We start from the raw sequence: 23,840 nt of genomic DNA on the forward strand, positions 1-23,840 counted from the left end.
ATCAATTAATTATCAATTACTTACAGTCGCTTTGTATACGCTGATTACGCTTTGTTTACGGGCTTGCTAACGCTGTATACGTTTTGCTTACGCTGGTTTTTTGCATTTTTTTCGGCAGGAATTCACTTTTGCGATGCGGTTCGCTACAAACATCCACCGCATCAAATTCATCAAAAATGAAGACACTTTTAACAACATTTTTATCCCTGCTGCTGAGCGTTACTTTTGTCAGCGCCAGCAACCTTAAAGGACACGTGTACGATCAGAAAACGGGAGAGCCCCTGGTAGGCGTTACCGTTGTACTCGATCAAACAAAGCTGGTAGCACTCACCGGCCTCGATGGTTCCTTTGAGTTAAAGAAAGTACCGGCCGGTAAATACAACCTGGTCATTTCCCATCTTACCTATAAAACAGTAACCAAGGCCGTTACCGTAGCCGAAAGCGATAATCCGGCCCTCAACATCTACCTCAGTGAGCATAGCAGCAAAAGCCTCAGCGAAGTAGTGGTAGCCGGTGGCTCCAAAGCTTCCTCGGAAAATGCCGCCCGCAAACTGGAACAGAAATCCATACAGGTGATGAACGTGGTATCCGGTCAGGCTATCGAAGTATCTCCCGACCTCACAGTGGCCAATGTGATCCAGCGCGTATCCGGTATCTCCATAGAACGCAGCAGCAACGGCGACGGACAGTATGCTATCCTCCGGGGTATGGATAAAAGATATAACTACACCCTCATCAACGGGGTGAAAATACCGAGCCCGGATAACAAATACCGTTATGTACCGCTCGACATCTTCCCCGCTGAACTGCTGGACCGCCTCGAAGTATACAAATCCCTGACACCAAACATGGAAGGAGACGCCGTAGGTGGTGTGGTGAATATGGTCATGAAAGATGCCCCTACCCGCCTGTCGCTCAACGCCAACGTAGCTGCCGGTTATAGCCAGATGGTATTGGACAAGGGTTTTACCAGCTTCGATCATAGCGGCATCAATTCTAAATCGCCGTATGAAGCCAATGGCAAGAACTTCAAAGCCACGCCGGGCGACTTTGCCACCGGTACCCTCGACTATAAAAACAAAAGCTTCGCACCAAACGTCGTAGCAGGTGTATCTCTCGGCCAGCGTTTCCTGCATAACAAACTCGGTGTAATCCTGGCCGGTAGCTTCCAGAATACCTACCGCGTTACCACCAGCACGTTCTATAAAAATGATATGGATACCGCCAAGTATTCCGTTATCACCAGCATGCAGCAACGCCAATACAGCGAACAACAGCAACGTAGCGGCGTACATGGTAAAATCGACTATGTGTTCAATGACAATAACAAGTTGTCGCTCTACACCGCCTACATGAACCTGCAAAGCTTCCAGGCACGGGAAGGTGTTACCACCAACTTCTCCAATGCCCTGTACAATCCCACTACCGGTAATGCACAGCTGACCTTCGAAAGCCGCTCCCGCAAAACCACGCAGAAGATCTACAATTCTACCCTGCATGGCGATCATAAAATCATTCCAGGCAGATTAAAACTGCAATGGTCTGCCGTGTTCTCCTCCGCACTGAACGAAGTACCGGACAACACCACCCTCGCACTCGATGGCACCCGCAACAACTTTGTGGAAAAACGTACCACCATCGCTAATATGTCGCGCCGCTGGGAACGTAATACCGACAACGATATCGCCGGTTACCTCGACCTCACCTATACCGCCAGGATTGCAGGCGCCAAGGTAGATTTCTCTGCTGGTGGTTTGTACCGCGACAAACAAAGAAGTAGTTTCTTTAATAACTATACCTTCAAACCGTCCAATACAGAAGCCCTGTATGGCAAAGATTATTTCAGCAACACCGACATCGTTTGGGATATCCAGAATGCCGGTGGCGCCGTTGGTAACCCGCTTACCTATGACGCTTCTGAAAAAACCAGCGCCGGATATGGTATGTTCAAGTTTAAAGCAAACGACCTGGAAGTAACCGGTGGCGTACGCGTAGAACATACCGACCAGGGTTATCACATGTTCTTCCCACAGGGAGAAACCCGTCCGGATGGCAACCAGGTATATACCGATGTATTGCCCAGCCTGAACCTGAAATACGAATTAAGCGACCACCAGAACTTACGCGGATCTTATTTCCGCTCCCTGAACCGTCCTGGCTTCTTTGAAATTGTGCCGGCTAAAATTGTGCTGGAAGACTACCAGGAACGTGGTAACCCGGATCTGAAACGTGCACTCGCCGATAACTTCGACCTGCGTTATGAACTGTTTCCGAATCACTCCGATCAGTTGCTCGTTGGCGTGTTCTACAAACGCATCCAGGATCCTATTGAATATACGATCAAGCCGGATCCCGTTCGTACACAGGACCAGTTCTATTCTGCCGGTAACTTCGGTACCGCCCGCAACTATGGCCTGGAACTGGATTATATTAAGTTCTTCAGCAAAATTGGTTTCAAAGCCAACTACACCTATACCCATTCTTCTATCACCACCCCAAAGAGCCTGAAACAAAGAAATGCAAAACGCGATATGGAAACGGTGATCGTAGATCAGACCCGTCCGCTGTACGGACAATCTGAACACATCGGTAACCTCTCCATCCTGTACAAAGACATTCAGCATGGCTGGGATGCACAACTGGCAGGCGCTTACACCGGCCCACGTATCAACACCGTATCTCAATGGCTGGATAACGATTTCTGGCAGAAAGGATTTATACAGATGGATATCTCGGTAGAAAAAAGATTCCGCAACAACTTCAGCATTTTCGCCAAAGCCGGTAACCTGCTGAATACCCCTACCGAAATATTTATCAAAGGCACCAATCCCGCCAACAATAATATGCCAGGACAGGGTAAAGCCAATGAAACACTGATCAGGAAAGAGTATTACAAACAAACTTACCTGCTCGGCGTACGTTACAAATTATAACCTCATTCAAAATATTCATCGTCATGAACTATAAAAAAATTCTCCTTTACGCAATACTCTTAGTGGCCGTAGCCACGGGTTGTAAAAAAGCCAACAGCGATGTGGATCTCAGTGAAGCCATCACCGGTTCCGGTGATGTACACGGCGACGTGTGGGGTATCTGGCCCAAAGGCAGCATCCAGCGCGTATCCGGCGACATCATTGTTCCGGAAGGTAAAACACTGGTGATTGAAGAAGGTGTACTCGTGATCATGGACACCCTCGTAAAACCGGAAGTAATTGTAAAAGGTAATCTCTATTCTATGGGGACCAAAGAAGCCCCGGTGAGATTTACCATCGAAGAAAATTACCGCACCGACAGCCGTAAATTCGGTAAGCAATGGGGCGGTATCCTGGCTGCACCTACCTGCGCAGAACTGCTGCTGGATAATACCATCCTGGAATACGGCGGATCTACCACCACAGAATCTTCCACTTCTGTGAAAATGGGACTGTACAAAGCGGTGAGTGGCGAAAACCTGCCCGCATTATGGTTTAGCAATGCCAGTGGCAAACTGGTAGTCAACAACAGTATCTTCCGCAATTTCAATGAAGATTGTACTTATATTGAAGGAGGCAGCATTATCTTCACCGGTAACCAGTTCTACAGCACCGGCATCACCGGCGGAGAAGGTATCAACATCAAATCCGGTTGCGTGGCAGATGTAAGCTACAACCTGTTTTATGCTACCAATACCAATGCCCTGAAACTGTCGAACTCCGGTACCAAAACACCACAGGCACACGTGATCGCATATAACAACACCATCCTCAATACCGGCTGGAGAAGACCTACCGTAAAAGGTGGTTCTATCTGGCTGGAAGCCACTGTATTTGCAGAGCTTCACAATAACCTGTTTGCCAACGCACGTTTTGGTGTGAAGAGAGATACCAAAAAACCGGAAGACTCCCGCTCCGTAGTGAGCCACGATCTTTACTATGGCTTTGACCAGGCAACGGTAAATCAGTTTCAGCCTTCTGCCGATATCGTAGGTGGTAAGAACGAAATCATTGGCACCAAAGCCGGTGAGAACGATCCGAAGTTTGTGAATTATCCATTGAATACACCGATGAATAACGCAGATTTCAACCAGAGCTGGGACTTCCATGTACAGGCCGGTTCACCTGCCCTCGGCGCCGGTACCACTGCCTTTACCCGTAATTTCCCGGGTGGACTGGTAGTAAACGACCGCAACTACGCCTCCCCTGCTCCTTCTTCCAACATCGGCGCCTTCGGTACCAAAAACTAATCAACGTACTAACATCCATGATTAAACGTAATATATTATTTTCCGCAGCAGTCCCCGGACTGCTGTGTTTTCTTGCCTGCGCAAGACCAGTGAGCAAAGCCACCAGCCAGCAGGTATATACAGACACCACTGTGGCCATCAAACCGGTGATCATCACCGAACCGGTACAATTTGACTCCGACGATCCGGCCATCTGGGTAAACCCGGCCAACCCGGCACAAAGCCTGGTAATAGGTACCGATAAATCGGCCGAAGGCGCCCTGTATGTATTTGACCTCAACGGAAAGATCAAACAGGTGGTATCTCACCTGCAACGTCCCAACAATGTGGACATCGCCTATGGCCTGCTGCTCAACGGAAAACGTGTAGACTATGCCGTTACCACCGAACGTATCACCCATAAACTCCGTTTCTTCTCCCTGCCGGATATGCAACCCATCGATGATGGCGGTATTCCGGTGTTTGAAGGGGAAACAGAAAAACAATACCGGGATGGTATGGGCATCGCGGTATACACCAATAAAAAAGGAGAACACTACGCCATTGTAGGCCGTAAAACCGGTCCGCAGGATGGCAGCTACCTGTGGCAATACCGGCTCTCCGACAATGGCGCCGGCAAAATAAAAGCTACCCTGGTACGTAAGTTCGGACAGTATAGCGGTAAAAAAGAAATAGAATCCATCGCGGTAGACAATGAAGCCGGGTATATCTATTATTCCGATGAACAACATGGCGTAAGACAATACTATGCCGATCCTGAAAAAGGTAACGAAGAATTATCATTGTTCGCCACTACCGGATTTACAGAGGATCATGAAGGTATTTCCATTTACAAAACCGGGCCGGAAAAGGGATATATCCTGGTATCCGACCAGGGTGCCAACAAATTTCATATCTTCAACAGAACAGGCACTACCCATACCTTACAGAAAATAGTGAAAGTGAGTGCAGGTCACAGCGATGGTTCGGACGTGGTGAATATACCGTTGAACGATACCTTCCGTCATGGGCTGTTTGTAGTGATGAGTGACGACCGGACTTTCCATTATTATCGCTGGGAAGATATCGCCGGTAAGCAGCTGGACTATGCGCCAACAAAAAAATAGTATCTCTCATATGAAATCAATTCTTCTCGCTTTCCTGTGCCTGTTTGCCGGTTTATTGCCGGTACAGGCACAGGAAGTGGCCGCAAAGAAAGTCTCCATCGCGGCAAAACTGATCCGTGGTCCCTATCTCCAGGCAGCAGGCACCCAACAGATGCTGATCCGCTGGCGCACCGATGCTTCCGCCCGCAGCCGTGTATTTTACGGCACTTCGCCGGATAAACTGGATCAGCAGGCAGATGACGCCAACCTGGTAACAGAGCATAAAGTGTTACTCACGCACCTGCAGCCCAACACCCGCTACTATTACAGCATCGGTGATTACAAAAACGTATTGCAGGGCAATGCAGACAATTTCTTTACAACGCTTCCCGAAGCAGGTAAAACAGACCTGTACCGCATTGCGGCACTGGGCGACTGCGGCGATGGTTCTACCAATCAGCAACTCGTAAAGGAACAGCTGATAAAGTATATCGGTAATAATTACCTGAATGCCTGGATCCTGCTGGGTGACAACGCTTATCCAAATGGTACGGATGCAGAATACCAGAGTAAGTTCTTCAATGTATACAAAGACGACCTGCTGAAAAAGTATCCGCTGTTCCCGGCTCCCGGCAATCATGATTACCATGATACCGATATCTCGGAAGCGTATGCACAGCTGTCGCACCAGACCAATTACTACCAGAATTTCTCCATGCCTTCCGAAGGTGAATCCGGTGGTGTGCCCTCGCACTCCCCTTCTTTCTATTCCTTCGACATCGGGAATATCCATTTCCTGTCGCTCGACAGCTATGGTAAAGAAGACAGCGCCTATCGTCTCTACGATACCACCGGGCCACAGGTAACCTGGATTAAAAAAGACCTGGCTGCCAATAAAAACAAAGGCTGGGTTATCGCCTACTGGCATCATCCTCCTTATACCATGGGTTCTCACAACTCTGATGAAGAAGATGAACTGGTACACATCCGCGAAAACTTTATCCAGATACTGGAACGTAACGGAGTAGACCTGGTATTGAACGGTCATAGTCATGATTACGAAAGAAGCCGCCTGATCAAAGGACATTATGGTCCGGTAGCCAGCTTCAATCCCGCCAAACACAATGTGAGCAACTCTTCCGGCAGATACGATGGCGCTCCCAACTCCGCGCCTTACGTGAAGGATAGTGTGCACAATACAGGTACCGTATATGTAGTGAGCGGTTCTGCGGGAAAACTGGGTGGCAAACAATCTATCTATCCGCACCACGCCATGTACTTTGCAGACCAGGCACATGGTGGTTCCAGTATCCTGGAAATACAGGACAACCGGCTGGACCTGAAATGGATCTGCGCTGATGGCATCATCCGCGATCAGTTTACCATGATGAAAAACGTGAACCGGAATACGGAGATCCGCATCAAAAAAGGACAACCCGCTGTATTGACCGCCTCCTTCATTGGTACCTACAAATGGAATAACCGTACCGACAACACCCGCAGTATAACGGTAACGCCTACTGCAGCGGTAACAAAATATACCGTGGTGGATGCGTACAACAATATCAAAGATACCTTCACCGTATATGCGTCGAAGTAAGTGCATATGGAGCTTGTTTATACTCCTGGCGGTGTTCGCCGCCTGGGGATTCAAGCAATCTGCCAACGATAACGGTGTTACCAATACCATTGCCATTTTCAGGGAAGGCGCCGAAGATTTTTCGGCCGCCTCCCTGGAACTGGAACAAGCCATTCATGCTATCAGCACTGAACATCCCGAAAGTATTACTGCCGCCAAAAAAGCACTGAAAAAAAGCCGCCTGCAGTATAAGCAGATAGAATTCTTCCTCGACTACTTTTTCTTTTCCTCCTCGATGGTGTACAACCGTCCTGCTAAAACAGAAATAGATGAGCCCTACATGGAATACCAGGCGCCATCAGGTTTACAGCAGATAGCCGTATTATTGTTTGATAAAGATCCTGTTTCCCATAAGAAGATACTGGAAACGGAAGCCCATGTGATCAGCACGGCGGCCGCCGATCTTCCTTCCCTGCTGTATCAGTTCAGTACCAGCGACAAAGCCATTATGGAAAGCATCCGCATCGAACTGGTACGCCTGTACGCCGGTGGCATCACCGGTTATGATGCACCGGAATTAAAGAGCGGTATTGCCGAAACAGCACAATCGGTGCGTACACTCCAGGCCGTGCTGGCACCCTGGTTAGCGAGCCTCTCTCCCGAAACAAAGAAAGTTAGTCTTTACCTGCAACAGTGCATACACTACCTCGATGCACATCCCGACTTTGACACCTTCGACCGGCTTCAATTCCTCACAGCATACGGTCTTCCTTTACAGGAGGCGGTGAATACGCTGATAACATCGCTGCAACTGGAACTGCATACCCGCAGTGCGCTTAATTACAAGGCAAAAAACCTGTTCAGCAAAGATGCCCTGGACCCCGCTGCATTTGCTAACGGGCAGGTATATACGGAGGCAGAAAAGATACTCGGCCAAAAGCTGTTTTTTGAAAAAGCATTATCCGGCAACAATGGGCGTAATTGCGCTACCTGTCACCGGCCGGAACTATATTTTACTGATGGTTTACGCACCAGTACTGCCATTGATGGTACAACCAGCGTGAGAAGAAATGCCCCGGCACTTTCCTATGCGGCGTTTCAATATGCGCAGTTCTGGGATGGAAGGGCCGGTACTTTATCAAAACAGATCCTGACTGTGATCAGCAATCCGCAGGAAATGAACGGCAACCACGCCGTGATTGTGGCCCGTTTAAAGGATAGTCTTTTTTACAGGGATGCTTTCCGCGAAGCATTCCCTCGCGATACGGGTATCACCATGCCACAGATAGCTACCGCCATAGCGGCTTATCTCAGCACCCTGGCGCCGATGAACAGCGCCATGGATGATTATTTTGCAGGGAACAAACAGGCCATGACACCCGCACAGATCCGGGGCTTCAATTTGTTTACCGGCAAAGCCCAGTGCGCTACCTGCCACTTCGCACCGCTGTTCAACGGTCTTACGCCACCATTGTACCAGTTCACCGAATTTGAGAATCTCGGCATGCCAGCCAACGACGACCTGCTGCATCCACAAGCCGACAAGGATAGCGGCCGTTATGAGTTTTTCCCGATCGAATTTTACCAGCGTGCGTTTAAAACGCCAACCGTCCGCAACAGCGCCATGACAGCCCCTTACATGCACAACGGCGCTTTCCGCGACCTGGAAAAAGTAATGGCCTTTTATAATGCCGGCGGTGGTAATGGCATTGGTATGAACGATCCCTATCAGACCCTTTCTCCCACCCCGCTTCACCTGAGCGATACAGAAATCAGCGACCTGGTAGCGTTTATGCACGCGCTGACCGATAAACCGGCTGCTCCGTAGAACTACTGATTTTTATTTTCCAAGACTTATACGGATAGCTGGTGCCCCTCCACCTGGTACCTTTGCGGGTAAATAACCCCATCATGAAAAAGATCATCGGCATGGCCGGGATACTTTGTATTTCCGGCATCGCCACCATAGCGCAAACTGCACTCAAAATAAAGCTCCAGCCCATTGCAGCCAGTATCCCCGCCCCACCGGCTTCCCTGGAAGAAGCCTATAAATATGCACATCCTCCCACAGCAACAGTGAGCACCGTGAATACCAGGCAGGCCATCTACCAGCAGGCTCAGGATCAGCTGGCAGCGGTGATGACCAAACTGGAAGCCAACCCCAACGAGGCTCCGAAAACAACGGAACAGCAGGCAGATGTGGCGGTATCACTCGCAAAAAGCGGCAATGCATTTGTGAATGGCAGCCCCGAAATGCAGGCTGCTATGAAAGCATTCTATCTCAAACTGCAGGGCGACGAAAAGTTTGCGGCCGCCTTTGAGGAAAAAAGCGAGGAAGAAAAAATAGCATATATACAACAGTTCCTGAGCAGTTATCATATCAAAGCCCCCTCACCATCAGCTGCTGCCAATAAATCCGCCGACCCCGGCAAAGAAGCCATAGACATCAGGAAGCTGACAGAAGAAATGCTGCAATACCAGCAAGCCCTGGACACAAAATATTACCGGCCTTTATCCAAACCGGATGAATCTGCACACCAGGCGTTATCCGCAAAAGAAGCTGCCGAGCTAAAAGCCTTACCTATTGTGAAAATGGGGGAATACAGCGGGGCAGATCCCTTAAAAGAAAAGCAAATACGCAACAAATACTTCAACGAACACATGAAAGTAGCCAAAGCCCAGCTGGAACGGGATCATAAGTTATGGCAGCAGTATAAAACGGAACTCCTCGCCGGACTAGCCCGTTTTGATGGCAAACTTGAGGCGATCGACTGGGGCGGCAAACTGGTAAATCCCCTGCTGAAACCAGGCATTGCCAGTATCCAGAAGGGATTACTGGAAATGACCGATCATATGGTAGCCTGCGAACATATCATGACCTGGCAGGCGGCTTCCTGGTACGCCGGTTACCTGGGCCGGCCGGAAACAGCGGCACGTGCAAAAGAGATTACCATGGCGTATGCGGGGATTCTTTGATTAATACAACTAATGCTGTTGTTTTCACAATTTTCAGGTGTCGGCTTCCACTTACCTTTGATCCATCAAAATCAAGAAAAATGGCAACGACACAAATATCATCCACCAGCACCTTTTTGTTAGGTGGTGACTTACAAATTAACCGCTTAGGTTATGGCGCTATGCAGTTAGCCGGCGCCGGGGTTTTCGGCGAAGTAGCCGACCGTCCCAATGCGATCAAAGTATTGCAACAGGTAGTGGCTTCCGGCGTGAACTTTATCGACACCGCTGCGGCTTATGGCCCCGGTTTCAATGAACGCCTGATTGCAGATGCCCTGCATCCTTACCAGGAAGGCCTCGTTATCGCCACCAAAGGCGGCTTCCAGCGCCCCAACGCCCAACAATGGATACCTGATGGCCGCCCGGAATGGATCACTCAGAATATCGAGGAAAGCCTCCGGAACCTGAAAGTAGATACCATTGATCTCTGGCAGTTACACCGCATAGACCCGAATGTACCCTTAGAAGAAACCCTGGCGCCGGTAGTAGCCGCAGTAAAGGCAGGTAAAATCAAACACGTAGGATTATCTGAAGTGAATGTGGAACAGATTGAGCAGGCAGCCAAAGTATTGCCCATCGTTTCTGTACAAAACCTCTATAACCTCGGCAACCGCCAATGGGAATCCGTACTGGATTATACCGTAGAAAAAGGAATTGCCTTTATTCCCTGGTATCCGCTGGCTTCCGGTCCGCACACCCTGGAAGAAAAAATCAGTAAAATAGCGGCACGTCACAATGCTACCACTGCACAGATTGCACTGGCCTGGCTGTTGAAACGTGCTTCCAACATCCTGCTGATCCCGGGTACCAAAAGTCTCGCACACCTGGAAGAGAATCTCAAAGCAGCTTCCATCGAATTATCTGAAGAAGATTTTCAGGCACTGAGTAAGTAAGGAAACCATACAAAATAAGCACAACGGGAGCTTCAAGGTGTTACTTTGAAGCTCCCGTTGTTTTATGACGCACCCCTACAAATTGAATAAAAATTAAATGTTAAACATTCTCTAAAAACAACCGGCCCCGTTCCCTTCCATTCAATTGCCCCTTACATTGCACTAGAATCGATTTAGCATTTATTGGAATACCTGCTTTACCTGCAACAAAAAATAGTCACACGCCTATGCTGTATTATTGAAACAGTTCAACATATTCCTTCACGTCAAAACCTACAACAATTACCGATGAGTACTTATTCAAAAAAGTTACTTCCCTTATTCAGATGGAGCAGTATCGCATGTGGATTGATCGTACTGCTGTCCTGTACAAAAAAAGAGAATATCACCACTATTGATACCAGCGGGGGAAAAGCTGCTGCCGGCGCAGATCTCGGAGATCCGGCCAAAAAGGAAATAGCCATGCAACTGGTAGCCAGTGCGGAAAACAGTACGCTCGACTGGCGGGGTCAGTTTCAGTATGTGGAAGACATTAAAGATGGACGCGGTTATACGACGGGTATCGTTGGCTTTACTACCGGCACCGGCGATGTACTGCAACTGGTAAACCTGTACCAGTCAAAAGCACCCGGCAATGTATTGTCGGCCTACCTGCCGGCACTGATCAGGGTCAATGGCAGCGATTCCCATGCAGGTCTTGATCCCGGCTTTCCGGCTGCCTGGCGTCAGGCCGCAAAGGATACGCTTTTCCAGCAAATCCAGGTACAGGTATGTGATAGTCTTTATTTTTTTCCTGCCCGCGAGCTGGCAAAAAAAGACGGTTTAAATATCCTGGGGCAGTTTATTTATTTTGATGCAGCTGTTATGCACGGGTATGAAGGACTGGAACAGATCAGGAATAAGACGCTGCTTTCTGCAACTACTCCGGCGGCAGGAGGAGGAGAAGAAGCATACCTGGAGATATTCTTAAACAACCGTGTAACAGAAATGAAAAAAGAGGCCGCGCATGATGATGTGAGCAGAGTGGAAGGCGCGCAAAGAAAGTTCTTACGTGAACATAACCTGAGCCTTACCCCTCCCTTGAAATGGAAAATATATGATGTGGATTACAGCATAAAATAAAGGCAAAAAGAAGGGGGCCAGTAAAGCCCCCTCCTATATCATCAGTTCACTAAACTGGCTTTCACCGGTCCTTGCAGCTGGTATCCTTTACTACTATACACATATCTTTCTACAGCAATAAAACGCGCTTTCTTTTTTCCTTTCAGCAAAGCTTTCACTTCATCCGGCAACCGGTCCGTATCACTGGCGGTCACAATCCCTTTTAAAGTAATCACGATATCTCGAAAATATTTCTTATCACTGGGTGGTACGGTGTATTCACTGGTCCAGGACGACAGGTCCTCTTCTGCACCCACCTCCGTTCTTTTCGTACCATAGGCCGCCATGATCTGTTTGTAGCCGCCGTTGATACCTGCAATGAGGTAATCAGCGCCATCAAAAGGACCACCACCCGGGCCGTTGATATGCTCAATCATAAACGCATACTGATCGTTGCCGATCAGCAAAGGCTTTGGCGTGGGTGATTGTGAAAAAGCGCCGTACGCTTTGATAGCCGGCTGAAACATCCGGAGTTTCCAGCCCTGGTCGGTGAGTACAAATTTGGCGAGGCCCAGCACTCCACCCGTAAAGCGGGATACCTGGAGTCCTTCCGGATCGTATTCAGAATGATTAAAACTGATCACTTTGTATTGTTGTCCGCTGGAATCACGGAAGTCCATCACATTCATCAGGCGCGTTGCCACCCCGTCTTTAAAAGGAAAAGTGGCCTGTCCATCTTCATTGACATCTTCATTGGGTGCAGGTTTGCAGGTTTTACATTCCCAGTTGATCAGTTCGTTGCCGTTTTCCAGGCGGTAATACTTGCCGGGGAACAATTGCAGCAATGCTTTCTGGCCATTAAAGGTGCCTGCCAGCAGCAGCTGGCGGTTCTGCAAAATTGTATCGCTCACATTCTTTTTCAGATCAGCCTGCGCGGAAACGGCCATAGTGCCGCCGGTCAGGAGTAATAAAGTAACAAACAAACGTTTCATCATAAATTTATAGCTGTTATCTGTGCGCGCAAAGGTACTAAAACTCATATCCGGCGAAAAGCAGTAATTTAGTTTTTATAATACTTATTCCAACGATGAACCGATTTGACCGGCTGACCGCCATCCTCATTCACCTGCAATCAAAAAAACTGGTGCTGGCCCAGGAGATAGCCGACCGCTTTGATGTGAGCCTGCGCACCGTGTACCGCGACGTACGTTCCCTGGAACAGGCAGGCGTACCCGTTATCGGAGAAAAAGGACTGGGCTATTCCATCATGGAAGGCTACCGGCTACCGCCGGTGATGTTTACGGAAGAAGAAGTGATTGCTTTCCTCATGGCGGAAAAAATACTGGAGAACCACGCCGACCTGCAGAACAGCGAACGCTTCAAAGGCGCCATGTTCAAAGTGAAAGCTGTACTACGCAATGCCCAGAAAAAAGTGCTGGAAGAAATGGAAGAAAATATTGCGGTCAAACATAAAGTATCGGAACATAATCACCTGCTCAACGACACGCTGCCATTGGTGATTAAAGCCATCGGCGAAAAAAACACCCTGCATATCCAATATGCGACTGACAAGGGCGTAAATGAAAGGGATATAGAACCGATTGGCATCTTCCAGGAAAACGGCACCTGGAACGCCATCGCTTTTTGCAGGACCTCTAAAAAATACCATCCGTTCAGAACAGAAAGAATGCTGTCGGTGAAAGATACCGGCAAACCTTTTCAGCAAACACATATCTCCCTGTCGGAATACCTGGCAGACCGGCCGAAGGACAACGGGCAATCGTTCCCGGTGGTCATCAACGTACACAATAACATGGCCCGTTACCTCACAGAGCAGAAATATAATTATGGCTTTGAACAGGAAGAGGCCGGCCCTACACATACCCGGATGACCTTTGAGGCCCCCTGTATCCAGGCGTTTTCCCGCTGGTATATCACTTTTGCCGATCAGGCCGATATTATTACCCCCGTTTCCCTGAAAACATTGGTTAAGAGCCGGTTACAGGAAATGCTGGAAAAAGTTTCCTAGTTCCTGCCAACAACTGACATACCGTTGTCACAGCGGCCCGGTAATTTTGGGATATGAACAGTCCGCAGATAGCAAAACTCCGGCAGCAGCACCAGCAACTACTGCATTCACACTTTACCCGGCCCGCTGAACTGATACAATGGATGGGCTGCGTCCAGGCCCAGGATTATGCCGGCGCCAAATGGGCAATTGGTAACCGTGTACAAGGTAGTACCGACGCTTCCATAGAAAAAGATTTTAACGAAGGACGCCTGCTTCGCACCCATGTACTGCGGCCCACCTGGCATTTCGTGGCGCCGGAAGATATTGGCTGGATGCTGCAACTCACCGCTCCCAGAATAAAAGCATTCAATAAACGGCTGCATGAAAAGCTGGGGATTTCAGAGAAAGATCTCCACCGCAGCAGAACGATCCTCGGCCAGGCGCTGAGCGACCAGCCCTTTCTCACGCGAACGGCTATACTCCCCCTGCTCCACAAAGCAAAAATCAATACCGATGATATCCGCCTGGGATTCCTCCTCATGGATGCCGAGCTGGAAGGACTGATATGCAGCGGTCCACGGCAGGGGAAACAATTTACCTATGCCCTGCTGGCAAATCGTGCGGCCAGCACCCCCATCCTGGAACGTGATGAAGCTATTGCACAGCTCACGTTGCGTTACTTCCGCAGCCGTGGCCCGGCTACTGTAACCGATTTTCAATGGTGGAGCGGACTGAATATGGCAGATATTAAAACAGGCCTGGTATTAAATAAAACGGCGCTCCATCATATTGTGACTAACGGGCAGGCCTATTGGTTTACCCGGGAGGAGCCTGTGAAACCGGCCCCTGCTACCCTGCTGCTGCCCGCGTATGATGAATATGCAGTGGCCTACAAAGACCGCAGCGATATATTACCTGCCACAAAAATGGCAGAAACAGGGTATGGCATCTTCAAACCGGTGATTGTCGTGAACGGTCAGGTGGTGGGTACCTGGAGCCGGAAAGAAAGTCGTACGGGCGTGGAAGTGAGTACGCAAATGATCACTCCCGGCAGCAAAACAACACGGGTACTGGAAGCAGCTATATCCTCCTACGCTGCCTTCCTGGGCAAAAACAAAAAAGAGATGGCGTGAACGCAACGCTAACAAAATAACCGGTGATACGTTGATAGTGAATAACTATAGCTACTTTTGCTGGCAGATATACATTCAAGAAAACGATCATGACAGACGATATTCAACTTCAGCTTAGAACGGTGAATGTAACCCGCTACGTAACACCGTTACGGGAAGGCGGTTCGCTGCCGGCTATCGCCGAAGCAGATGACGGGTTCCTGTATGCCCTGAAGTTCCGGGGTGCAGGCCAGGGCGTGAAAGCACTGATTGCGGAACTGATCGGTGGTGAGTTGGCCCGCCTCGTCGGACTTAAAATTCCCGAACTGGTATTTGCCAACCTGGACGCCGGTTTTGGCCGCACCGAACCCGATGAGGAAATCCAGGACCTCCTGAAAAAAAGCGTAGGACTGAACCTGGCCCTGCACTATCTTTCCGGCGCTACCACCTACGATCCTACCGTGAATAAAATTGATCCCCTGCTGGCATCAAAGATAGTATGGCTCGATTGCCTTCTTACCAACGTAGACCGTACACCACGTAACACCAATATGCTGATGTGGCGCAATGAACTCTGGCTCATTGATCACGGCGCATCGCTTTATTTTCATCACTCCTGGCAAAACTGGCAGGAACAATCACTCCGCCCCTTTGTGCAGGTAAAGGACCATGTGCTGCTGCCACAGGCCGCAGAACTGGAACAGGTGGACGTTGCCTTCCGCCTGCTGCTCACGCCGGAACGGATCCGCGCCGTTGTGCAGCTCATCCCGGAAGAGTGGTTGCGCAGTGAAGATCCGGCAGATGCATCCCCGGAAGAAAGAAGGCAGGTATATTTTGAATTTTTAACGAACCGGATCAGCCATTCCGGCATTTTTGTAAAAGAAGCACAACATGCAAGACAATCACTTATATGAGTATGCCGTAATACGCGTGGTGCCTAGCGTAGAGCGGGAAGAATTCCTGAATGTTGGTGTGATCCTTTACTGTAAACAACAAAAATTCTTACAGGCTGTCTATACGTTGAATGAAGAGAAACTACGCACCTTTTCTCCTCAGACAGATATCAACACCATCCGCCCCTACCTGGACGCCTTTGTAGAAATTTCCAAAGGCAGCAAAGCAGGAGGCCCCATCGGCGCACTGGATATGGCCAGCCGCTTCCGTTGGCTAACAGCCACCAGGAGCAGTGTGGTACAAACCTCTAAAGTGCATCCCGGGTTTTGTAACGGGAAAGCAGACGAAACATTACTGCGGTTACATCAGCAGTTAGTATTATAAAAAAGGGAAGGCTGCAATTTATGCAGCCTTCCCTTTTTTATAATACTCATTATTTACTTCCTCACAAACGTATATGTTTTACCAGCCTGTGTAGGCAGATCATATACTACGGTGTTGGGCAAAGCCAGTACATCCAGTTTTGCTTTGTCGCTCACCAGTGCCGGTGCTCCCGGATCTATCTGGAAGAACGCATTGGTCTGGTTACCCGATGCTACTTTCAGCTGTCCGTTTTCTTTTAATGCATTCGGTACCCGCAGGCGGCAATTGCCACCCAGTGTGGAACGGATTGTGATTTTGCTCAGCTGACCATTGTCCCATACCATTTCCTGGATCTCAAATCCGCCACGGGCGCGTAATCCGCTAACCCGTCCTTTTTTCCAGTCTTCCGGTAAAGCCGGCAACAGGTGAATATCACCATCCTGGCTTTGCAGCAGCATTTCGCAGATGCCCGCCGTGCAGCCATAGTTACCATCAATCTGGAAAGGAGGATGCGCATCAAAGAGATTGGGATAAGTACCACCACCGCTGTTTTCGCCTTTATTCACACCTGCAGGTGTAAGCTGATCCTTGATCAGTTTCCAGGCGTGGTTGCCATCCAGCAAACGCGCCCAGAGGTTTACTTTCCAGCCCATAGACCAGCCGGTAGATACGTCTCCGCGCTGGATAAGAGAGTTGCGTGCCGCGGTAAATAACTCCGGTGTACGGTAAGGAGAAATCTGGTTGGCCGGGTACAATCCGAATAAATGCGACACGTGACGGTGTTTATCATTTGGATTATCCAGGTCCTGCAGCCACTCCTGCAACTGGCTGTGCTGGCCTACCTGCATAGGCGGGAGCCGGTCGCGGGCTGCTTTCATTTTATCCACCAGTGCTTTATCTGTCTGTAAGATTTCTGCTGCACGGATTGTATTGGAGAAGAGATCAAATACCAGTTGATTATCCATGGTAGCACCTGCCGCGATAGACACGCCCGGATATACTTTCGGATTATTTTCCGGCGACATGGAAGGAGATACTACCAGCCATTTATGCGTTGGTTCTTCCACGAGAAAGTCCAGGTAAAATTCCGATGCACCTTTTAAAGCAGGGTACACGGTTTTCAGGTATTGCTGGTCTCCATTGAACAGGTATTTTTCCCAGGTATGCCGGCTTAACCAGGCGCCGCCCATCGGCCACATCGCAGAATAGATACCATCAACCGGGCCGGTAATACGCCACAGGTCTGTATTGTGGTGCGTTACCCAACCACCGGCGCCATACATCACTTTCGCTGTTTCGCGGCCGGTAACGGATAAATCCTTTACCATCTGTATCAATGGCTCATGCATTTCCGTCAGATTGGTTTCTTCTGCAGGCCAGTAATTCATTTCTGTATTGATGTTGATGGTATACTTGCTACCCCATGGTGGATCCATGAGCGGATTCCAGATTCCCTGCAGGTTGGCCGGCTGGCCACCGGGCTGGGAAGCCGCGATGAGCAGGTATCTGCCAAACTGGAAATAGAGGGTAACCAGTTGCGGATCGTTGCCGTTCCTGAAATCGCGCACACGGATATCGGTAGGATTTTTAACGGAATCTGTAGTACCAAGATCGAGCTGTACCCGGTTAAAGAAACGCTGGTAAGCTGCGATATGATCTTTCAGCAGACCGCTGAAATTCTTTGGCCATACTTTGTTCATATAGGCCGTGGTGCGGGCCACTTCATCCCCGCTCAGATCAGCGTAATTCACAAAGTTAGTGGCAATGGAAATATAGATGGTCACGGCGTCTGCGCCGGTGATGCTGATCGCATCTCCGTTTGCAGCGGATTTACCACCGGTGGTTTTAAATTTCACCTGCGACTGGAACTTCACTTTTCCGGGAACGCCGTCTTTATCACCGCTGATACCAGACAATACCAGCTCGTTGTTTCCCTTTGCGGCTACACTGGATTTCTGCGGGCTTTTCATACCTGCGCTGAAAGTGAGGCTACCGGGTTTGCTGGCGGTGAGCTGTACAATGATCGCCTGATCGGGAATAGACGCCAGTACCTGCCGGGTATATTTCACACCATTTACTGTGTAAGTGGTGGTAGCCACTGCTGTTTGCAGATCCAGTTCCCGTGCATAGCCAGTGTATTGTTCATGCCCCGGAAAGGTCAGTTGCAGATCGCCTACCGGCTGATAGCACATGCCATTGATCTTCTCTGCCTGGATATTTTTGGCGGCCATCTGACTGGCTTCCTTCATTTTTCCGTCGAAAATCAGTTGCCTGATTTCGGGCAGTGCCGCCAGCGCATGTGGGTTATCGTTCCGGTTGGGGCTACCGCTCCATACCGTATTTTCGTTTAACCGTATCAGTTCTCCTTCCGGATTACCGTATACCATGGCGGCCAGCCGGCCGTTACCTACCGGCAGCGCGGCTTCCCACACTTTACCTGAAGGACGGTCGTACCGCAGTTTCAGCTCCGCGCGCTGTGCAAATGCGGGGAGCGATGTCATCAGTGCTATAACGCAGACGGCTATAGCGGGTTTGTTTCTTCGCATGAAATTTATCATTAGGCTAAATAGTTTATTCCGGCTGGTTTTCTTTCAAAACACCGAACTTATAATTGGGCTTGTTACCCATCTTTATTTTCAACACACCTCCTTTGAGGAGGTCTGCATGTAACAGGTATGTTTTCGTGTAGGCTTTACCGTTTAAGGTAATGCTTTGCACATAAATATTCTCCGGGCTGTTGTCAATAGCTTCCATTACAAACGGTTCACCGGCGCCGGTATGGATCACGGCTTTGTCTACCGCCGGGCTGCCGATCACATACTTACCAGATGCGGGAAACACGGGATAAAATCCCATGGCAGAGAAAACATTCCAGGCGCCCATCTGCCCGCAATCTTCATTACCGATAATGCCATCCGGCTGATCATGGTACATTTCTTTCATAATGTAACGCACCTTCTCTGCTGTTTTCCAGGGCTGTCCTACATACGTATAGAGGTAGGCGATATGATGACCAGGTTCATTGCCATGTGCATACTGTCCTATCAACCCTGTGAGATCAGCCAGCACTTCTTTTTCTGCCGTGAGCGGCAGGGAGAAGAAAGTATCCAGCCTGGCGGCCATCGCTTTTTTACCACCGAGTAAAGTCGTCAGTCCCGTTACATCCTGTGGCACCAGCCACAGGTATTGCCACGAATTCCCTTCTGCCAGTTCAGGGTTCGGTGCATGCACCGGGTTAAAATCCGGCGCCATTACACCTGCCGCATTTCTTCCCCTGAAAAAACCGCTGGCCGGATCAAAATACAATTTATAATTGGCAGCACGGCGCTGAAAATAACGGTAATCTTCTGTATGCCCCAGCTGCTTTGCCATCAGGGCTGTGCTGGCATCGCTGATGGCGTTTTCCATCGCGGTGGCAACAGAGCGGCGGTATTGATCGTTGGGAATTACTTTAAAATTCTTTGTGAACATCATACCAAGACTATCAGACATGGCCGTACCCTTAATCGCTTTGTATGCACGTTCTGCATCAAACCCTTTGATACCTTTCAGATAAGCTTCTGCTACAATCTGCATACTGCTGATCCCTACCATGGTACCGGTTTCGTAGCCGTAGAGATGCCACTTCGGCAATTTTCCCTGCTGCTCATAAATACCCAGCATGGTATTTACCATATCTGCCGCCCGCTCCGGCGCAATCAGCGTATATAGCGGATGCGCTGCACGATAGGTGTCCCAGGTAGACAAAATGGTGTAGTTGGTAAAACTGTTATCGTGGTATACTTTTTTATCCGCGCCACGGTAGTCGCCGTTGTGGTCATTGTACATGGCGGGATTGATCATGGTGTGGTACAGCGACGTATAAAAGATCCGTTTCTCTTTCTCTGTTTTTGTCGTTACCTCTATCTTCGACAGTTCTTTATTCCAGCTGTTATCTGCCTGCTGTGCTACCTGGTCAAAATTCCAGCCGGGCACTTCTGCTTCGATATTGCCCAATGCGTTGGCAGCACTTACCGGTGAGATCCCTACTTTCAGTTCCACGGTTTGTGCACCATCGCCAAAGCTCAGTAAACCTTTTCCTGCGTTGCCTTTCCCTTGTGTACCCGGAAGCAGTTGCGCTTCATTGTACACCTGGAAATTTTTTACGGGTACGGATGTACGAATAGCAAAATACACCTGTTGTTCTTTTGCCCAACCGGTGGAATAACGGTAACCCGTAAACGTACTATCGTTTAGTTTTTCTATAAATGTTTCAGTGGCTTTATCCTGCGTACCTTCTTTCAGATCCACGATTACGCGGGCTGTTTTACCACCGGGAAACTGGTACCGGTGAAAACCTACCCGCTCTGTGGCGGTTAAGCTGGCCCGGATGTTATAGTCTTCCAGCAACACACTGTAAAAGCCCGGCTTTACCACTTCATTGCGGTGCGAATACAACGAAGCATAGCCGCTGCGATGATTGGCTTCTGTGCCCTTATCCGTTTTAATTTCCCCCGTATAAGGCATCACCAGGATATCTCCCAGATCACCGATGCCCGTACCATTCAGGTGCAGGTGTGAAAAACCGATCAGGATACTATCACCGTAGTTGTAGCCGGAATCCCAGTCCCAGCCTTTAAAGATATTGGTCGGTCCGGCCTGCACCGCACCGAAAGGAACGCTGGCGCCTACAAACACATGTCCATGACCGCCGGATCCGATGTATGGATCTACATATTTTGTTACCGACTGCGCATTTGCAGCCACCGCCAGTAACAAAGCAATGCCTGTATTTAAAATAATTTTCATCCTGGTTTATTTAATAGCATAATCCCCTGCGGTGTATTGCAGGGGATTACGCATGTATAGCTATTGATTTATTTACCGTTTGCTTCCAGTTCTTCCAGGGTCCAGAATTTATCTCTGCCTGCAGTCGCTTCTCTCATTTTCTTTACGTTCTCCACTTCGATCACGGGCGATTTACCTTTTTCGTTTTTGCCGAAATTGTAACGCACATAGCTCAGGATAGAGGCTACCCATTCGTCGGTGTTGGTGGCTCCAAACGGCGCCATCACATCGGTATAGGTTTTTCCGTCGATCGGACCGGATAAACCGTTGAGCAGGATTTTCATCATCAGTTCCTTATCACCGTTTACGCGTTTGGAACCTACAAATGGTGGCGCCGCAGCAGTACCGCCGCCTACTACAATGCCTTTACCATCGGGACCGTGGCAGGTAGAGCAGAGTTGCTTGTAGATATTGGCGCCATTGAGGATCAGGTTACGGTGTGCGGCCGGCATATTCGCCAGGCGGCTGCCAAACAGTTTGGTATTGTTGTTTACTTCCACACTGTTGGCCACGCTGGCCAGCATTTTTGAATAGCTGGATTTGTTGACCATAGCGGTTTGTATGGCTTTTGCCTTTTCGGAATGACTGGCAGATAAAGACAATGCCAGCTGGATCTGTACCTGGGCAGCAGGATCGTTCTGCAATGCAGCCACTTTAGCTATCACGGTTTCATCATCTTTTTTCAGGAAGCTTTCGCTGATCCATACTGCTGCTTTTCTTACCTGTGCATCGGCGTCGCCGTAGGCGGCAAACAACGTTTCTTTATCAATGGCATGCAGTCCTTCGAGGGTCCACAGTGCATGAATACGTGCCAGGGCGCCGGTAGCTTTACCGATAGTGGCATGTTTACCGAGCGCAATTTCTTTCAGTGCAGGCACCACAGACAGATCACCATTGGCGATGATTTCTTTCTGTGCATTTTCTCTCCACCAACCGTTGGTATGATCGAGATAAGTAACGAGGGTACTACCGGTTGCATCCAGCAGGTGAGGCTTTGCATCAGGTTTGTAGCCATCATGTACCAGGCGGTAAATACGGCCGCGACCAATATTTTTCTCCAGCCCTTTCTCCAGGATGCGCGGACGCAGGAAGCTGCCTTCCGCCGTCCAGGTGGCTTCCTGGATAATGCCACGATACATGTCTACTATGTACAGGCAACCATCCGGACCGGTGGTAGTATTCACCGGGCGGAAGTTCATATCATAGGAAGTGATGAATTCTTTCTGTCCTTCGTAAGCATTCTTCAGCGTGATCTTTCCTTCTACATCGGATACTTTTGCACGACGGATCAAACGGCCCACCGGCTCACAGATGAGGAGGTCGCCCTTCAGGTCTGCCGGTAAGGCATCTCCCCGGAAAACGGACTGTCCGCAGCTGGCGGTAAAGTGATTCAGTGTAGTGTCCGGACGCAGGCGGTTCATACCACCCTGTACATCCGGCGTAGCAATGATAGGCCATACGGCGAGGAAGTCGCGGTTGTACTGATCACCGGGATTCAGGAAGCCATAAGACGGATTGATCTGGAAACCGAGTGCCGGAATTTCTGCACCCGCACTGGAGAAATACAAACGGCCGTAGTCGTCGTTACCCAGTCCCCACTGCCCACCGGGCGAGTTGGTCAGGCTATCAGGAACCAGTTTACCGGCCACATAACGATAGCGTACCGGATCGCAGCTTACATAAATCCAGTTGTCCATATTCCATACGAGGCCGCTCTTCTGGTGTTCCAGGTTGCGGGTATCAGGCCGGTCATTTTTGTATACCAGTTCTTTTGCATCTGCTACACCATCACCATTGGTATCCTGGTAACTCCAGATATTATAGGTGAAGGTTTCATTGACGAGCAACTTATGCCCTATACACAGCATCATGCGCGGCAGTACGAGGCTGTCGATGAACACAGAACTTTTATCCATAGTACCGTCGCCGTTGGTATCTTCCAGCAGGGAAATACGGCAGATGGGCTGGTTTTCACCGGTACCGTTGATATCCTGCATATACGTGCGCATTTCTGCTACATACATGCGGGCGTTGCCATCCCATACAATGGCCACCGGCTCTTTGATCATCGGTTCGCTGGCCACCAGTTGCACATGATATCCTTCCGGTACCTGGATGGATTTCAGGCTTTCCTTCACCGACTGATAAGCGGGGGAAGGTTTGGGATTGACAATAATATTTCCGGCAGCATCCTTTTTCACACCGGATACTTTATTGGACACTTTGCATTGATAAATAAACAGGCTGAAGCCGGACAGCACAATTACCAGTAATGTATTTCTTTTCATGAACGCGGAACTTTATTTAGCATTTAAAGAGAGAATATAACTCACCATTTTCTTTGCATCAGCGGCCGCCAGAGATGGGTGGGCAGCCATTGGCACTGCGCCCCAGGTACCGGAACCACCGTTGATGATTTTGGAAGATAACAGGTCTACGTTGGCCGCAGAGTACGGATATTTTTTCGCCACCTCTGCATAAGCCGGTCCTACCAGCTTTGTATCTACTTTATGACAGGCGAGGCAATCAGATTTGGTCAGAAGCATTTTACCATCTTCGATGTCCTGGGGTTTAATAGCGGGGGCTGCGGCAGGCTTCTGTTTGGCGGAAGGAGCAGTTTTGGCAGGCGCTTTTTTTGCACCGGCAGCCGGTTTCGTTTGGGCATTAGCGTTACCCAGGACACACATCAGTAAAAAGAACGGAATAGCTAAACGTTTCATATTTGTAATACAGATTTA

17 protein-coding genes are annotated in these 23,840 nt (G+C 49.3%); 12 read left to right on the forward strand and 5 right to left on the reverse strand.

Annotated elements, in window-relative coordinates; genetic code table 11:
* Nucleotides 1-176: 176 nt before the first annotated feature.
* The 8 genes from BMW79_RS28585 to BMW79_RS28620 all read left to right on the forward strand — a co-directional run bounded on the left by BMW79_RS28585 (nucleotide 177) and on the right by BMW79_RS28620 (nucleotide 11,916).
* Nucleotides 177-2,933 carry a TonB-dependent receptor gene (locus BMW79_RS28585; RefSeq protein ID WP_089901412.1) on the forward strand — a complete coding sequence of 919 codons (2,757 nt, stop codon included), beginning with the start codon at nucleotides 177-179 and terminating at the stop codon, nucleotides 2,931-2,933.
* A gap of 23 nt (nucleotides 2,934-2,956) precedes the next feature.
* A complete protein-coding gene (locus BMW79_RS28590; protein ID WP_089901416.1) occupies nucleotides 2,957-4,222 on the forward strand; it encodes a hypothetical protein in 1,266 nt (421 codons plus the stop codon).
* Nucleotides 4,223-4,239: 17 nt separating this feature from the next.
* Entirely contained in the window at nucleotides 4,240-5,328 is a 1,089-nt protein-coding gene (locus BMW79_RS28595) for a phytase (protein WP_089901419.1), read from the forward strand.
* A 10-nt stretch (nucleotides 5,329-5,338) separates the two neighbouring features.
* Entirely contained in the window at nucleotides 5,339-6,907 is a 1,569-nt protein-coding gene (locus BMW79_RS28600) for a purple acid phosphatase family protein (RefSeq protein ID WP_089901422.1), read from the forward strand.
* Entirely contained in the window at nucleotides 6,894-8,714 is a 1,821-nt protein-coding gene (locus tag BMW79_RS28605) for a cytochrome-c peroxidase (RefSeq protein WP_218150473.1), read from the forward strand. The genes BMW79_RS28600 and BMW79_RS28605 overlap by 14 nt, the downstream gene beginning before the upstream one ends.
* Before the next feature lie 83 nt (nucleotides 8,715-8,797).
* The gene (locus tag BMW79_RS28610; RefSeq protein ID WP_089901425.1) at nucleotides 8,798-9,862 is read left to right on the forward strand and encodes a hypothetical protein; all 1,065 of its coding nucleotides are present in this window, start codon (nucleotides 8,798-8,800) and stop codon (nucleotides 9,860-9,862) included.
* A gap of 80 nt (nucleotides 9,863-9,942) precedes the next feature.
* Nucleotides 9,943-10,794 carry an aldo/keto reductase gene (locus BMW79_RS28615; RefSeq protein ID WP_089901428.1) on the forward strand — a complete coding sequence of 284 codons (852 nt, stop codon included), beginning with the start codon at nucleotides 9,943-9,945 and terminating at the stop codon, nucleotides 10,792-10,794.
* A 288-nt stretch (nucleotides 10,795-11,082) separates the two neighbouring features.
* Nucleotides 11,083-11,916 (forward strand): chitosanase, encoded by an 834-nt coding sequence (locus tag BMW79_RS28620; RefSeq protein WP_089901431.1) that lies wholly within the window; start codon nucleotides 11,083-11,085, stop codon nucleotides 11,914-11,916.
* A 41-nt stretch (nucleotides 11,917-11,957) separates the two neighbouring features.
* On the opposite strand, the gene BMW79_RS28625 is transcribed toward BMW79_RS28620, so the two are convergent.
* Nucleotides 11,958-12,890: a hypothetical protein gene (locus tag BMW79_RS28625; protein WP_143059293.1), complete on the reverse strand. Its 933-nt coding sequence runs from the start codon at nucleotides 12,888-12,890 to the stop codon at nucleotides 11,958-11,960.
* A gap of 92 nt (nucleotides 12,891-12,982) precedes the next feature.
* Between BMW79_RS28625 and BMW79_RS28630 the strand changes: the two genes are divergently transcribed.
* From BMW79_RS28630 to BMW79_RS28645, 4 genes are all read left to right on the forward strand, one after another.
* Nucleotides 12,983-13,924 carry a helix-turn-helix transcriptional regulator gene (locus BMW79_RS28630; protein ID WP_089901442.1) on the forward strand — a complete coding sequence of 314 codons (942 nt, stop codon included), beginning with the start codon at nucleotides 12,983-12,985 and terminating at the stop codon, nucleotides 13,922-13,924.
* Nucleotides 13,925-13,977: 53 nt separating this feature from the next.
* Entirely contained in the window at nucleotides 13,978-15,039 is a 1,062-nt protein-coding gene (locus tag BMW79_RS28635) for a winged helix DNA-binding domain-containing protein (RefSeq protein WP_089901446.1), read from the forward strand.
* Between the two features lie 89 nt (nucleotides 15,040-15,128).
* On the forward strand, nucleotides 15,129-15,932 hold the full coding sequence (locus BMW79_RS28640; protein ID WP_089901449.1) for a HipA family kinase: 804 nt from the start codon (nucleotides 15,129-15,131) through the stop codon (nucleotides 15,930-15,932).
* On the forward strand, nucleotides 15,910-16,296 hold the full coding sequence (locus tag BMW79_RS28645) for a DUF3037 domain-containing protein (RefSeq protein WP_089901452.1): 387 nt from the start codon (nucleotides 15,910-15,912) through the stop codon (nucleotides 16,294-16,296). Before BMW79_RS28640 ends, BMW79_RS28645 begins: the two co-directional genes overlap by 23 nt.
* A gap of 53 nt (nucleotides 16,297-16,349) precedes the next feature.
* On the opposite strand, the gene BMW79_RS28650 is transcribed toward BMW79_RS28645, so the two are convergent.
* From BMW79_RS28650 to BMW79_RS28665, 4 genes are all read right to left on the reverse strand, one after another.
* Complete coding sequence (locus tag BMW79_RS28650) at nucleotides 16,350-18,821, reverse strand: glycoside hydrolase family 95 protein (protein WP_089904378.1); 2,472 nt, start codon at nucleotides 18,819-18,821, stop codon at nucleotides 16,350-16,352.
* A gap of 25 nt (nucleotides 18,822-18,846) precedes the next feature.
* Nucleotides 18,847-21,063, reverse strand: a complete 2,217-nt coding sequence (locus BMW79_RS28655; protein ID WP_089901455.1) for a GH92 family glycosyl hydrolase — start codon at nucleotides 21,061-21,063, stop codon at nucleotides 18,847-18,849.
* Between the two features lie 68 nt (nucleotides 21,064-21,131).
* Nucleotides 21,132-23,390, reverse strand: coding sequence for a DUF7133 domain-containing protein (locus tag BMW79_RS28660; RefSeq protein ID WP_089901458.1), 2,259 nt, complete (start codon nucleotides 23,388-23,390; stop codon nucleotides 21,132-21,134).
* A 12-nt stretch (nucleotides 23,391-23,402) separates the two neighbouring features.
* Nucleotides 23,403-23,822, reverse strand: a complete 420-nt coding sequence (locus tag BMW79_RS28665) for a c-type cytochrome (RefSeq protein ID WP_089901461.1) — start codon at nucleotides 23,820-23,822, stop codon at nucleotides 23,403-23,405.
* Nucleotides 23,823-23,840: the final 18 nt, after the last annotated feature.

The organism is Chitinophaga arvensicola (assembly GCF_900110835.1).
Classification (GTDB): Bacteria; Bacteroidota; Bacteroidia; order Chitinophagales; family Chitinophagaceae; genus Chitinophaga; species Chitinophaga arvensicola.

Excerpts from the sequence above, each read along its gene's own strand:
- BMW79_RS28585 (WP_089901412.1), top strand. The coding sequence starts at position 177 with ATGAAGACACTTTTAACAACATTTTTATCCCTGCTGCTGAGCGTTACT.
- BMW79_RS28590 (WP_089901416.1), top strand. The coding sequence starts at position 2,957 with ATGAACTATAAAAAAATTCTCCTTTACGCAATACTCTTAGTGGCCGTA.
- BMW79_RS28595 (WP_089901419.1), top strand. The coding sequence starts at position 4,240 with ATGATTAAACGTAATATATTATTTTCCGCAGCAGTCCCCGGACTGCTG.
- BMW79_RS28600 (WP_089901422.1), top strand. The coding sequence starts at position 5,339 with ATGAAATCAATTCTTCTCGCTTTCCTGTGCCTGTTTGCCGGTTTATTG.
- BMW79_RS28605 (WP_218150473.1), top strand. The coding sequence starts at position 6,894 with ATGCGTCGAAGTAAGTGCATATGGAGCTTGTTTATACTCCTGGCGGTG.
- BMW79_RS28610 (WP_089901425.1), top strand. The coding sequence starts at position 8,798 with ATGAAAAAGATCATCGGCATGGCCGGGATACTTTGTATTTCCGGCATC.
- BMW79_RS28615 (WP_089901428.1), top strand. The coding sequence starts at position 9,943 with ATGGCAACGACACAAATATCATCCACCAGCACCTTTTTGTTAGGTGGT.
- BMW79_RS28620 (WP_089901431.1), top strand. The coding sequence starts at position 11,083 with ATGAGTACTTATTCAAAAAAGTTACTTCCCTTATTCAGATGGAGCAGT.
- BMW79_RS28625 (WP_143059293.1), bottom strand. The coding sequence starts at position 12,890 with ATGATGAAACGTTTGTTTGTTACTTTATTACTCCTGACCGGCGGCACT.
- BMW79_RS28630 (WP_089901442.1), top strand. The coding sequence starts at position 12,983 with ATGAACCGATTTGACCGGCTGACCGCCATCCTCATTCACCTGCAATCA.
- BMW79_RS28635 (WP_089901446.1), top strand. The coding sequence starts at position 13,978 with ATGAACAGTCCGCAGATAGCAAAACTCCGGCAGCAGCACCAGCAACTA.
- BMW79_RS28640 (WP_089901449.1), top strand. The coding sequence starts at position 15,129 with ATGACAGACGATATTCAACTTCAGCTTAGAACGGTGAATGTAACCCGC.
- BMW79_RS28645 (WP_089901452.1), top strand. The coding sequence starts at position 15,910 with ATGCAAGACAATCACTTATATGAGTATGCCGTAATACGCGTGGTGCCT.
- BMW79_RS28650 (WP_089904378.1), bottom strand. The coding sequence starts at position 18,821 with ATGCGAAGAAACAAACCCGCTATAGCCGTCTGCGTTATAGCACTGATG.
- BMW79_RS28655 (WP_089901455.1), bottom strand. The coding sequence starts at position 21,063 with ATGAAAATTATTTTAAATACAGGCATTGCTTTGTTACTGGCGGTGGCT.
- BMW79_RS28660 (WP_089901458.1), bottom strand. The coding sequence starts at position 23,390 with ATGAAAAGAAATACATTACTGGTAATTGTGCTGTCCGGCTTCAGCCTG.
- BMW79_RS28665 (WP_089901461.1), bottom strand. The coding sequence starts at position 23,822 with ATGAAACGTTTAGCTATTCCGTTCTTTTTACTGATGTGTGTCCTGGGT.